Below are 12,477 nucleotides of genomic sequence, written 5' to 3' on the forward strand. Positions count from 1 at the left end.
CTTTTTCTTTCAGGCGTACGGCTTCTTCCACGGCGATTTCGCAGAAGGGGTTCATCGACATTTTGACGTTAGCCAGATCGACGCCGGAATTGTCCGCCTTGACGCGAACTTTCACGTTGTAATCGACAACGCGTTTGACAGCTACAAGAACCTTCATGGATTCCTCGTTACTCTCCGGTGAAAAGGAAGCCGCCCGGATAAACCTGGCGGTAGATGCTCAACGGCGCACAAGGGCACCTCTAAAAACGCAGACCGTCATGACAGGTAACGTTGCACGTACTCAATAATAAAGACCGTTCGTCAGGGGTGACTGACAAGTCATTCATCGTCGCAACGTGTAAACTGCGCGCCAGCATTACGTGCGCGTCAACCTGCATCAGCATTGCCTTGTCTTTGGACGTGGCCTTGAAACCGGCAGTCCGCCTACGGGAAGCGCAAAACCGACCGTATATTGACCGGAACACCTTTTCCGGTCAATACAGCAAAATGGTCAGATATAAGCCGCGTTGCTTTGATTTACCTAGCTTGCGGGCAATTCAAACAAACGTTTGTATTGGACGCTGAGAGTGGTGTAGATATAATGCGCCACCTAGAGAGAAAGGTGGGTCGTCCCCTGCCCTTTTGTAAGAAATTGGCGCAACAGACGACGGATAAAACACCGAACCTCCACCCATTAGAAAAAAAACTGTTGAGCCTTGAGTAGGAGATAGCCTGTGGAACGCGAATACATGGAATTCGACGTGGTCATCGTCGGCGCAGGGCCGTCGGGCCTGTCTGCCGCCTGCCGACTGAAGCAGAAGGCCGCCGAAGCCGGTAAGGAAATCAGCGTCTGCGTGGTCGAAAAAGGCTCCGAAGTCGGCGCACACATCCTGTCCGGTGCCGTGTTTGAACCACGCGCCCTGAATGAATTGTTCCCGGACTGGAAAGAGTTGGGCGCCCCGCTCAATACCCCGGTCGTGCGCGACGACATCTATGTACTGCGCAGCAGCGACAGCTCCACCAAGGTTCCAGACTTCTTTGTGCCCAAGACCATGCACAACGAAGGCAACTACATCATCTCCCTGGGCAACCTGTGCCGCTGGTTGGCCCAGCAGGCCGAGAACCTGGGCGTGGAAATCTACCCTGGCTTCGCCGCCCAGGAAGTACTGTTCGACGAGAACGGCGTGGTGCGCGGGATCATCACCGGCGACCTCGGCGTGGACCGTGAAGGCCAGCCAAAAGAAGGCCTGTACACCCCCGGCATGGAACTGCGCGGCAAGTACACGCTGTTCGCCGAAGGCTGCCGCGGGCACTTGGGCAAGCAACTGATCCAGCGCTTCAACCTGGACAGCGATGCCGACGTGCAGCACTACGGCATCGGCCTCAAGGAAATCTGGGAAATCGACCCGGCCAAGCATCAGCCAGGTCTGGTGGTCCACACCGCCGGCTGGCCGCTGGACATCATGAGCAACGAGAACACCGGTGGTTCTTTCCTCTATCACCTGGAAAACAACCAGGTGGTCGTAGGCCTGATCGTCGACCTGTCCTACAGCAACACCTTCCTGTCACCATTCGATGAGTTCCAGCGCCTTAAGCATCACCCGGTGCTGGCCCAGTACCTGGAAGGCGGCAAGCGCATCAGCTACGGCGCGCGCGCCCTGGCCAAGGGCGGCATCAACTCGCTGCCGAAGATGGTATTCAAGGGCGGCGCCTTGATCGGTTGCGACCTAGGCACGATGAACGTGGCCAAGATCAAGGGCAGCCATACCGCGATGAAGTCCGGCATGCTCGCCGCCGACGCCGTGGCTGATCGCCTGTTCGCCGAGTCCGAAGGCGGTGATGAACTGACGGCCTACGTCGACAGTTTCAAAGCCAGCTGGCTCTACGAAGAACTGTTCGCCACCCGTAACTTCGGCCCGGCGATGCACAAGTTCGGCCCGATTATCGGTGCAGGCTTCAACTGGTTCGACCAGAACATCCTCGGCGGCAAAATGCCGTTCACCCTGCATGACACCAAGCCGGACTACGCCTGCCTCAAGCTGGCCAAGGACAGCCAGAAGATCGACTACCCCAAACCCGACGGCAAGCTGAGCTTCGACAAGCTGAGCTCGGTGTTCCTCTCCAGCACCAACCATGAAGAAGAACAGCCATGCCACTTGAAACTCAAGGATCCGAGCATCCCGATCGGCACCAACCTGCCGCTCTACGATGAACCGGCGCAGCGCTACTGCCCGGCAGGCGTGTATGAAGTCATCACCCAGGAAGACGGCGAGAAGCGCTTCCAGATCAACGCCCAGAACTGCGTGCACTGCAAGACCTGTGACATCAAGGACCCTTCGCAGAACATTACCTGGGTGACGCCGGAAGGCGCGGGCGGGCCGACTTACCCGAATATGTAAGCCATCTGCTTGAACATGAGGCTCTCCACTGGAGAGCCTTTTTTATGGCCGACACAAATCTAATGTGGGAGCGGGCTTGCTCGCTCCCACATTTGGATCGAGGTATCTCTGGGGATTTACGCGGCGCGTTCTTCACCCGGGTTGCGCAGGAAATAGCGTTTATATTCCCGACTGAACTGCGACGTACTCTGATACCCCACGTTATGCGCCGCCTGCGCCACGCCCATGCCTTCCACCAGCAACAACTGCTGGGCCTTGAGCAGGCGCAGACGCTTGAGGTACTGCACCGGCGACAACAAGGTGCAGCGTTTGAAGTGCTCGTGAAACGTCGACGCACTCATATGTGCATAACCGGCCAGGGTCTCGATGTTCAGGGGTTCGGCGTAATGGGCATGCAAGTGGTTCAAGGACGTGGCAATCCGCGAGAACTGCCCCTGCTGCTCCACCAGGGCGCGCAGTACATCGGCCTGGGGCCCGCGCAAGGCGGTGAACAACAACTCCCGCACCCGGGCCGGCCCCATGATCCGGGCTTCCAATGGATCGTGCAGGCACTGCAACAGCCGCTCGACGCAGCCGCGCATCGCGTCATCGAGCACCACCGAGCTCATCGACTCCAACGTCTGCGCCGTCGGAGGTGGGCCGGCCTGCATGCCCATGGCCATCACCAACTCGCCCAACACCACCCGATCAATGCCCACAGTCACCCCATACAGCGGGGCGTCGGCGGCCATGGCAAACGTCTCACACTCGAACGGCACCGGCATCGCCTGGATAAGGTAATGCCCGGCGCCATATTCCAGGGTGCGTTGCCCCAGGTACGCGACCTTGCTGCCCTGGGCCACGAACATCAGACTCGGTTCATAGATCTGCGGCCCGCGTGCTACGTCGCAACTGGCACGCAGCACCTGCACGCCCGCCAGGTGAGTCGGGGAAAAACCATCACAGGGCGTAAGCCCTTCAATCAAGGAAACCAGCGTGGCGTTGGCATCAAGATGGCGAGTCAACAACATGGCAAAAAACTTCGCAAAAAGGGGATGAGAACATCATCGCAGGTCTGGCAGCCAATGAATCCAATCCAGGGGCACTCCCGGACGAATAGGCATGAGACTCGGAGCATTTGCCATGTTCGCCCACCGGCTCCACGCGCAGAATTCGCCACCTCTCCCGTCCAAGCTTTTGCGAGGTTTTCACCATGTACACCGCCATCGGTTACGCCGCCCAGTCGGCCACCACGCCCCTCGCCCCGATGTCCTTCGAGCGCCGCAGCCCGCGAGCCGATGACGTGGCGATCGAGATCCTCTACTGCGGCGTCTGCCACTCCGACATCCACCAGGCGCGCAACGAATGGGGCATCGCCGTCTACCCGCTGATGCCAGGCCATGAGATTGTCGGCAAGGTCACTGCCGTCGGCGCCAGCGTCACTGCCCATAAAGTCGGCGACCTGGTCGGCGTGGGCTGCATGGTGGATTCGTGCCGCCACTGCGAAGCCTGCAAATCGGACCTGGAGCAATACTGCCTCGAAGGCCCGACCATGACCTATGCCACCCCGGACCGCGTGGACGGCAGCAACACCATGGGCGGCTATTCCGACAGCATCGTGGTCAGCGAGCACTTCGTGGTGAAGATTCCGGCCAAGCTCGACCTGGCCAGCGCCGCACCGATCCTCTGCGCAGGCATCACCACCTACTCGCCGCTCAAGCACTATGGGGTCAAGGCGGGCGATAAAGTCGGGGTTCTCGGCATGGGCGGCCTGGGCCATATGGGCATCAAGTTCGCCAAGGCCATGGGCGCCGAAGTGACGCTGTTCACCCGCTCCGCGAGCAAGGCAGAAGAAGGCCGTCGCCAGGGCGCCGATCACGTGATCGTGTCCACCGATGCCGAGCAGATGAAGGCAGCAGCCGGCAGTTTCGACTTCCTGCTGGATACCATTCCGGTGCAGCACGACCTGAACCCCTACCTCGACGTCCTGCGTTTTGACGGCGTGCACATCCTGGTGGGTTTGATCGAACCGGTCGACCCACCGGTCAACGCAGCGAAGCTGGTATTGGGTCGTAAAGTCCTGGCCGGCTCACTGATCGGCGGCATTGCCGAAACCCAGGAAGTCCTGGATTTCTGCGCCGAGCATGGCATTACCTGCGACATCGAAATGCTCGATATCCGCCAGATCAACGAGGCCTATGCACGCATGATTGCCGGCGACGTGAAGTACCGCTTCGTGATCGACATGACTACCTTGAAGGCTTGATCAGGCCTTTGCACCCAACTCCGCTGACAGCCGTGCTGCGACCTGTTTGACCACAGGAATCAGCTCGGCCATTTTTTCCAGCGGCATGTAGGGCACCGTACTGGCGATGCTGATGCCGGCGACAATTCGCCGGCTGGCATCGCGCACGGGCGCGGCCACACAGCGGATCGAAGGCTCGTTGTCTTCCAGGTCGAACGCATAGCCGCCCGCGACATACTCGCGCATGCGTTGCTCGAATTGCTCCCAGGATTGTTCCGGGTGCTGCGGCCAGTGCAGGTTTTTCCCGCCTACCGGCAAACTGGCCTGATACAGGCGCTGCCATTCCTCTTGCGAATCATCGAGCAACAAGGCCTTGCCGATCCCGGTGCGCGCCAGCGGCATGCGGTGGCCGACCCGCGAGCGCATTTCCGGGCCGTTGCGCCCAGGATTCTTGTGCAGGTACAGCACATCGTCGTATTCGCGGATCGCCAGGTGGATGGTGTCGCCGGTCAACGCCGACAACTCATCCAGATAGGGCATCGCCAGCGTCACCAATGGCAGCTCTTCCCGGGCCTGGAAGCCCAACTCGATCAGCTTGGGGCCCAACAGGTAGCCGACTTGCGGCACTACCCGCAGGTAGCGCTCGTCCACCAGGCAACTGGCCAGGCGATGCGTGGTGCTGCGAGTGGTGCCGATGCGCCGGGCAATCTCCTTGAGATCCCGCGCGCCGGCCGCCACCGCCTGCACCACGCCCAGGCCGCGCAGCAGGGTCTGGGTGCCCGTGGGCGCGGGGTCTTTGGCGGGAATCGGTGGGTTTTCCTGCATGTCGGGGCCTATCTAGAAATGCGAAAGCGGCGGCCATTATGGCAAATGCCGAGCCTCAAGGCAGGGCCGATCTCAGCCCTGGGCAAACTCACGCAACGCCTCGCCTTCCATGCGGTAGCGCACCCATTCTTCCTGGGGTTGGGCACCGATGGATTTGTAGAACGCAATGGCCGGCTCGTTCCAGTCCAGCACACTCCATTCAAAGCGCCCGCAGCCATTGTCGTAGGCGATTTTTGCCAGGTGGCGCAGCAACTTCTTGCCCGCCCCGCCGCCGCGCTGCTCCGGGTTGATGTACAGGTCTTCCAGATACAGGCAATTGCTGCCCAGCCAAGTGGAGTAGCTGAAGAAGAACACCGCAAAACCAATCGGCAAGCCATCGCGCAGGCAGATCAGGCCATGGGCGGTAGCGCCTTCGCTGAACAGGCTGCGCTCGATATCCACCACGCTGGCGATCACTTCGTGGCGGGCTTTTTCGTACTCGGCCAGCTCAGTGATAAAGGTCAGGATCTGCGCAGCATCGCTGGGCACGGCGGGACGGATCTCGATGGTCATGAACAGGCCTGCGGCTAAAAAAGAAAGGACACATACTAAGGCGCTTTGATGACCGCTTGCAGGGTTTTATGCACCCGGTTACTCCGCCCCGCAGCAACGTTGGCACCAGTAACCACAGAACAAACCGTGCAGTAGCGCATGGTAAAAAGTTCGCCATAAATCCAACAAACTCCCAGGATTGACCATGCATCCCACTGCTCCGGTTGGCGGAAAACTCTTCGCCCTGTTCTGCCTTGCCAGCTACCTGTTGTCACTGTCGTACGGCTCGACGTTTTTGTTGTCGCTGCTGATTGATTCCAGAGGTGGCAATGAGCACGACGCCGGCAGCGTGATTTCCATGGCGATGCTCAGTACGTTTATCGCGGTGATTGCATCCGGGCACCTGGCCGACGCCCTGGGTGCCGCGCGCTCGATTGCCTGCCTGGGGATCCTGCTGGTGGTAGCCTGCCTGGGCTTTGCCCTGACGCCGGGTTTTGGCCAAGGCCTGATGCTGTTCGGCTTGGCTCTCGGGCTGGGCTGGGGCGTGTTCTATACCCTTGGCCCGATCATCGTGGCGATGCTGGTGGAACCCAGCCAAAGAGCCAAGTATTTTGCCTGGCTGTCGGGCAGCATGATGACCGGCATCGGTTCAGGGCCCTTGTTGGGGCGGGCGGCCAACGCTTTGGGCCTGCCTCTGGAAACGGCGTTTTATATCGCAGCCCTCGCCAGTCTGGTGGGCGTGCTGATCTTCTGGCGCCTGGGCAGCCATCTCAAGCAGCAAGCCAACCTGCTGGGAGCTGGTGCAGTCTCGAAAATCTCCTGGGCCAGCACCCGGCGCGTACTGGGGTCGAAGGCGGTATTCGCAATCATCATGGTGGGCCTGGGCGGCTGTGTGTTTGGCGGGCTGTCGAGCTTCCAGACCAGCTACGCGGCGAGTCATGGGTTGGACTATTCGCTGTTCTTTCTCGGCTTCATGGGTGCGGCAATTACCAGTCGCTTGGTGATTGCCAGCTTTGTGGTCAGGCGCGATGCGTACTGGTCGGCCTGTGTGTTGTCCGGGTTGATGCTGGTGTCGATCCTGATGTTCAGCTTCGGCGTGCATGACAGCTTCAGCTACTTGCTGGCGGCCATTACCTTGGGGGTCGGTTACGGCCTGACCTATTCAGTGATCAACGGCCTGGCCGCCAACGAAGCGCCGAGTGCCAGCATGCCCCAAGCCTTGCTGCTGTTTAGCCTGTCGTACTTTATCGGGGTGTTCGGGTTTCCGTTGCTGGCGGGCAAGCTGATCGTCGAGCAGGGAATGCCGACCCTGCTGGCCAGTGTCTTGGGCATCGCCTTGCTCAATTGGTTGATCACCGTGGCGCGCCTGATCTGGCGCAGGGTTTCGAAACACAAAATCTTACAGGTGCCCCAACACCGTTCGTCGTGATCCAGGCACCAACAACCAGGGTGGGCTGACCAACATAAGGTAAGGACCTTATTCCTATGGAGGCTCCACCATGAATACTTCCAAAGTGACTGCCCTCGCCTTCGCGGGCTTGCTGTCTGCGGTTTCCCTGGCCAGCGTCGCCGCATCCGACCCGTCCACCGGCAAGACCGACCCGATTGGCAGCCCGCCCAACCCTGCCACCCAAGAAACCGAAAACTCCATGGGCACCGGCCTGGATACCAATGGCGGCGCCATCATCCAGGACGGCGCCGACCCGCGCACCAAGGGTAACGACGGCAACCGTCAGGGCCTGGGCACCGATGTGGAGAACGGCAAGATCGGCCCCGGCAAGAATGCCACCCCAAGCGGCAACGATGACAACCTGCCCGGCGCGCCGAAACAGCCCTGAGCCCGTGGCCGACAGACGAACACTACCCCACCACTGACCCTGAAGAGGTATGCATGAACGTCGATAAAAACCTTGAGAAAGAAGTCCTCACCCGCTTGCTGCACGCGCACCCGAATGGTTTGGGTAAGGAGGTGCTGGATAACTACCGGGGCGAAAAAGTCGTGGCCAGTACCCTGGCGATCCTGCAGGACCGTGGGCTGATCAAGGAAGGCCATGTGACCTGCAACGATGCCGGCGAACACGCGCTGCACCTGCCGATCAAACTGACAGCATCCGGCGTGGACGCGGCGCGCAAGCTCGAAGACGCGTAATAGACGGTTTGCCGGCGATAGCGGTGTGCCTGGTGATGATAGAGCGCTAGGCAGGCCGTTATCGCTGGCAAGCCAGCTCCTACGAACATTCCAAACCTATGTAGGAGCCGGCTTGCCGGTATCAGTCCCTGGGCTCCAGGCCTATCGGGAAGAACACCCCGCCACTCCAGACGCCCAGCCAACTCTCGCCGTCAATCACGCGCGTCACCGCCAGTTCCACCATCTGGTAGAACACGTTGCGATGGACCAGGGCCTCGAGGTTGTTGCGCACCAGCACGTAGGGCGAAGGTTCCTGGGTCTGCGGATCAATCACCACCCGCAGCGGATGCGCCGGGCCGGCTTCGATAAGGTCTTCGACGTTGGAGGTAAACCGCAGGACTTGGCTTTCGCCCTGCCCCTCGACCTCCATCGACACCGCCACAAAAGGCGCGTCATCCACCGTGATGCCGACCTTTTCCACCGGTGTGATCAAGAAATAATCATCGCCATCGCGGCGGATGATATTGGAGAACAGCTTGACCATCGGCTTACGCCCGATAGGCGTGCCCAGGTAATACCAGGTGCCATCACGGGCGATGCGCATGTCAATATCGCCACAGAAATCCGGGTTCCACAGGTGAACCGGAGCCGGTCCCTTGCCCTTGGGCAACTGTGCCAACAAATCATTGGCTTTGGCCGAATCCGTCATGCTGTTCTCCTTTGAATTACTGGTCGCTCATGCCCAGCAGGCTGCGGGCATACTGGCGCAGCGGTGGACCAAGCAGATCTTCGGGTTTGTTGTCGTGGAACGTCAGTAAACCGCCACGACTGCGAATCCGTGCAGTATCGATCAAATACTGGGTGCTGGTCTCGATCAACATAATCTGGATCACCCCGCTGTCGACACCCAGGCGATCCAGGGCTTCCTGATCGGCCCACTCATCTGCATTGCCGATGCGATCATCGGCCTTGGCGAAGCGCGTATACAACAGGTAATGGGCTCCCACCTCGCGGGCTTCGGCCATGGCCTGCTCCAGTCCTTGCGGGGCGCGGGCGCGGCGGACCATGGGGAAGTATTCGATAAAACCATTGAAGGCTTCTTCGGCCACCACATTGGGCCGCGGATAGGCACTGCCCGGCGGCGTGAACGCGCCCTGGGCGATAAACACAAACGAATCGGGCTGTATGCGAACCGAGTTGGAGCGACGGGTATCGCTGTGATCCAGCAAGCCGGCATCGCTCATCTGATAGCGAGTGCCTTCGGCCATATCGCTGACTGTCATGCAGCCACCCAGCGCGAACGACGCCAGCAACAAAACCAGACTACGCATCCTATCCTCCAGAGGCCGGTGACGGAAAACCGGCGAATAGGCACCAGATGCAGATTTTGCGCCAGCTTGCCTGGCTATCCGCCAATGATCTTCATCACGGTAGCCCCGCCCGAAAACGCCACTTCCTGCTTGTCGCCCAAGGCCTTGACCAGCAGGCGCTGCAATGCCGGCAAGGCCTGGTGGCGCGGCTTGTCCAACAGGTCGCCGACATAGTGGCGGTTGCTCGACGACAGGCAGCCGTGCAACCAGCCGGTCGAAGAAAGGCGCAGGCGCGAACAGGTACGGCAGAACGGCACGCTTTCATTGGCGATCACGCCGAAGAAGCCGTGACCGGGAATTTCATAGCGTACTGCCGTGGCATCGACCGGGGCGTCAGCCTGCAGGTATTCGTGATGTTCGCCAATCAGGCTCAACAGCTGTTGCAGGCTGACGAACTGCTGCAGGAACGCGTTGGAGTCGCTCGCAAGGTGGCCCATGCGCATCAACTCGATAAAACGCAGTTCATAGCCGCGCTCCAGGCAATACTCCAGCAGCGGCATGACCTGGTCGAGGTTCTGCCCGCGCAGTGGCACCATATTGACCTTGATCTTGATTCCCGCCGCACGCGCCTGGTCCATGCCATCGAGGACCGTGGCCAGGTCGCCTCCCCTGGCGATCCCGCGAAAGGCAGCGGCATCGAGGGTGTCGAGGGAAACATTGATCCGGCGGATGCCGGCATCGACCAGCAATGGCAACTTGCGCGCCAGTAACTGGCCATTGGTGGTCAGGCTGATATCGCTCAAACCCATCTGCCCGACGGCCTGCATAAAGGTTTCGAGCTTGGGGCTGACCAGCGGCTCGCCACCGGTAATGCGCAGACGATCAATGCCTGCAGCCTCGATCAGGTACGCAACGCCACGGGCCATGGCCTCGGCCGAGAGTTCGTCCTGCGCAGCCACCAACCGCTTGCCGTTGGGCACGCAGTAGGTACAGGCGTAATTGCAGGCTGAGGTCAGGCTGATCCGCAAATTGCGAAAACGCCTGCCTTGACGATCAACGATCATGGATCACTCCGGCAGCGGATAATTCGGGCGCGCTAAAACCTGACTCATAAATCAGATTTTAGCAAGGTCCTTGCCTGAGTATATTCCTGGGTCATCACATACGGCAGTAAATCAACCGGCCATTTCCCGGGTGAATGCCTTATGTGGCAGGCGTCTCGGGGTTCGGCAGCTCGGTGCTGTGCTTGCGCTTGTTACCCATGCGCACGCCGATGTCCATCAGGAACTGGAAGAAGCCTTCCTGATCTTCCAGCACGTTGCTCCAGAATGGCGAGTGGTACAGCGCCACGGCACCGTGCACCAACGCCCAGGCGGCGCAGTAGTGGAAATAAGGCGGCACGTCTTCCAGCTTGCCTTCACTGATCCGGCCCTTGATCAGCAAGGTCAGGCGCTCGAAGTTCGAAGCACGGATCTTGTGCAACTCCTCGACCATTTCCGGCACCTGGTGACCCTTGACCACTTTTTCTTCCAGGCGATCGAACAGGCGGTAGCGCTGCGGGTCACGCATGCGGAACTCAAAGTAAGCCCGGGACAGCGCTTCCTTGTCTTTGTCGACATCGGCCGAGTGCAGCAACTCGTTCAAATCGCGCTCGTAATCAAGCATCAGGCGCAAGTAGATCTCGGCCTTGGACTTGAAGTGCTTATAGATCGTGCCTTTGCCGATACCCACAGCATCCGCAATCATCTCGACGGTGACGCTGTCTTCACCCTGTTCGAGGAACAATTTGAGCGCGGTGTCGAGAATTTCCTGCTCACGGCGGCGAAACTCACGGACCTTACGGGGTTCTTTGTGCATAGAAAGAGGTCTGCAGAGGTCAGTATTGGGAGGGTTGAATGCCCCGATGACGGAACGTTTTACCCGGTGCGAGGGATTATCCCGACTGGGCGGTCGTTGGGCAACGTCTATATGAACAACCCACACACTAAACTTACAGCCCGCCAACGAATCAGGCGATATGGGTCAGAAATAAAACACTGATTCGCGCAGTGTATTGCCGCTCAATGAGAACTCAAGCGAAGCGCACGTATTCCAAATCTGTTTAAAAAACGATCAGATGCGGCTGGACTGCACGGGATACTGATCAATACTTCATCTGTCGGTGTGACATCTCCCCCAAGTGAAACACCGATAGGGGTACCAATGGACCGCGTACCTTTATTTACTCCTAATGGTCTTAACCCGGATTCACCCCCCCAGAACCCGGGTTTTTTTTGCCTGGGATTCAGCGAACGTGCGCCAGCGGGAACAGGCGCTTGAAGTTCTCGGTGGTCTGCTCGGCAAAACGCTCGACTGACTCGCCGCGCAACATCGCCAGGTAATCCGCCACATCCCGCACATATTCCGGCAGGTTCGGCTTGCCGCGATGGGGAATCGGCGCAAGATAAGGCGAATCGGTTTCCACCAGCAGGCGATCCGCCGGCACCTGGCGCGCCACATCCCGCAGGGCATCGGCGTTGCGGAAGGTGACAATACCCGACAGGGAAATATAGAACCCCAGGTCGAGGGCCGCCTTGGCCATCTCCCAGTCTTCAGTGAAACAGTGCAACACGCCCGCCTGGGGCAACGCCGCCTCGCGCAGCAACGCCAGGGTGTCGGCACGGGCGCCACGGGTATGGACGATCACTGGTTTACCGGTCTGCTGCGCCGCTTGCAGGTGCAGGCGGAACGAGGCCTGCTGCAAATCGGCGGCTTCGGGCTCGTAGTGGTAATCCAGGCCGGTCTCGCCAATAGCCACCACTCGCGGGTGATTGAGTTCGCCCAGCAGCCAGTCAAGGGCCGGGGCTTCGCCAGGCTTGAGGTCCAGAGGATGGATACCTACCGAGCAATCCACGTCGGCATAGCGCTCGGCCAGGGCCTTGACGTCGGCGGCGTTCTCGGCGCTGACGCCGATGCACAGGAAATGCCCAACGCCGCGCTGGCGTGCGGCGTCGAGAGCTGCATCCAGGGAGCCACCGTGGGCGGCGAGGTCGAGGCGATCAAGGTGGCAATGGGAATCTACGAGCATAAGAAGTTACAACT

The 12,477-nt window shown here is 59.8% G+C and carries 13 protein-coding genes and 1 pseudogene; 5 read left to right on the forward strand and 9 right to left on the reverse strand.

Annotated features, from left to right (window positions below):
* A pseudogene (locus HBO09_RS27440) lies at window positions 1-157 on the reverse strand (electron transfer flavoprotein subunit beta/FixA family protein); the annotation flags it as partial.
* Window positions 158-713: 556 nt separating this feature from the next.
* Here HBO09_RS27440 and HBO09_RS27445 point away from each other — a divergent pair.
* The gene (locus HBO09_RS27445; protein WP_169992704.1) at window positions 714-2,378 is read left to right on the forward strand and encodes an electron transfer flavoprotein-ubiquinone oxidoreductase; all 1,665 of its coding nucleotides are present in this window, start codon (window positions 714-716) and stop codon (window positions 2,376-2,378) included.
* A 116-nt stretch (window positions 2,379-2,494) separates the two neighbouring features.
* Here the strand turns inward: HBO09_RS27445 and HBO09_RS27450 are convergent, their stop codons facing one another.
* The gene (locus HBO09_RS27450) at window positions 2,495-3,388 is read right to left on the reverse strand and encodes an AraC family transcriptional regulator (RefSeq protein ID WP_169992706.1); all 894 of its coding nucleotides are present in this window, start codon (window positions 3,386-3,388) and stop codon (window positions 2,495-2,497) included.
* A 182-nt stretch (window positions 3,389-3,570) separates the two neighbouring features.
* Between HBO09_RS27450 and HBO09_RS27455 the strand changes: the two genes are divergently transcribed.
* On the forward strand, window positions 3,571-4,623 hold the full coding sequence (locus HBO09_RS27455; RefSeq protein ID WP_169992708.1) for an NAD(P)-dependent alcohol dehydrogenase: 1,053 nt from the start codon (window positions 3,571-3,573) through the stop codon (window positions 4,621-4,623).
* Here HBO09_RS27455 and HBO09_RS27460 read toward each other — a convergent pair whose 3' ends face one another.
* A complete protein-coding gene (locus HBO09_RS27460; RefSeq protein ID WP_169992710.1) occupies window positions 4,624-5,427 on the reverse strand; it encodes an IclR family transcriptional regulator in 804 nt (267 codons plus the stop codon).
* Between the two features lie 72 nt (window positions 5,428-5,499).
* Complete coding sequence (locus HBO09_RS27465; protein ID WP_169992712.1) at window positions 5,500-5,979, reverse strand: GNAT family N-acetyltransferase; 480 nt, start codon at window positions 5,977-5,979, stop codon at window positions 5,500-5,502.
* A gap of 184 nt (window positions 5,980-6,163) precedes the next feature.
* Between HBO09_RS27465 and HBO09_RS27470 the strand changes: the two genes are divergently transcribed.
* The 3 genes from HBO09_RS27470 (at window position 6,164) to HBO09_RS27480 (ending at window position 8,107) form a co-directional block, all read left to right on the forward strand.
* Entirely contained in the window at window positions 6,164-7,387 is a 1,224-nt protein-coding gene (locus HBO09_RS27470) for an MFS transporter (RefSeq protein ID WP_169992714.1), read from the forward strand.
* A 70-nt stretch (window positions 7,388-7,457) separates the two neighbouring features.
* The gene (locus tag HBO09_RS27475) at window positions 7,458-7,796 is read left to right on the forward strand and encodes a hypothetical protein (protein WP_169992716.1); all 339 of its coding nucleotides are present in this window, start codon (window positions 7,458-7,460) and stop codon (window positions 7,794-7,796) included.
* Between the two features lie 53 nt (window positions 7,797-7,849).
* Window positions 7,850-8,107, forward strand: a complete 258-nt coding sequence (locus HBO09_RS27480; protein ID WP_169992717.1) for a hypothetical protein — start codon at window positions 7,850-7,852, stop codon at window positions 8,105-8,107.
* Window positions 8,108-8,228: 121 nt separating this feature from the next.
* Here the strand turns inward: HBO09_RS27480 and HBO09_RS27485 are convergent, their stop codons facing one another.
* The 5 genes from HBO09_RS27485 to HBO09_RS27505 form a co-directional block, all read right to left on the reverse strand.
* Window positions 8,229-8,795: a DUF1285 domain-containing protein gene (locus HBO09_RS27485; protein ID WP_169992719.1), complete on the reverse strand. Its 567-nt coding sequence runs from the start codon at window positions 8,793-8,795 to the stop codon at window positions 8,229-8,231.
* A gap of 16 nt (window positions 8,796-8,811) precedes the next feature.
* The gene (locus HBO09_RS27490; protein ID WP_029299675.1) at window positions 8,812-9,417 is read right to left on the reverse strand and encodes a DUF4823 domain-containing protein; all 606 of its coding nucleotides are present in this window, start codon (window positions 9,415-9,417) and stop codon (window positions 8,812-8,814) included.
* A gap of 74 nt (window positions 9,418-9,491) precedes the next feature.
* Window positions 9,492-10,460 carry a radical SAM protein gene (locus tag HBO09_RS27495; protein ID WP_169992721.1) on the reverse strand — a complete coding sequence of 323 codons (969 nt, stop codon included), beginning with the start codon at window positions 10,458-10,460 and terminating at the stop codon, window positions 9,492-9,494.
* 139 nt (window positions 10,461-10,599) lie between these two features.
* Window positions 10,600-11,253, reverse strand: a complete 654-nt coding sequence (locus HBO09_RS27500; protein WP_169955218.1) for a TetR/AcrR family transcriptional regulator — start codon at window positions 11,251-11,253, stop codon at window positions 10,600-10,602.
* A gap of 427 nt (window positions 11,254-11,680) precedes the next feature.
* On the reverse strand, window positions 11,681-12,463 hold the full coding sequence (locus tag HBO09_RS27505; RefSeq protein ID WP_169992723.1) for a TatD family hydrolase: 783 nt from the start codon (window positions 12,461-12,463) through the stop codon (window positions 11,681-11,683).
* Window positions 12,464-12,477 lie beyond the last annotated feature (14 nt).

The organism is Pseudomonas sp. WS 5027, assembly GCF_012985695.1.
GTDB classification, from domain to species: domain Bacteria; phylum Pseudomonadota; class Gammaproteobacteria; order Pseudomonadales; family Pseudomonadaceae; genus Aquipseudomonas; species Aquipseudomonas hygromyciniae.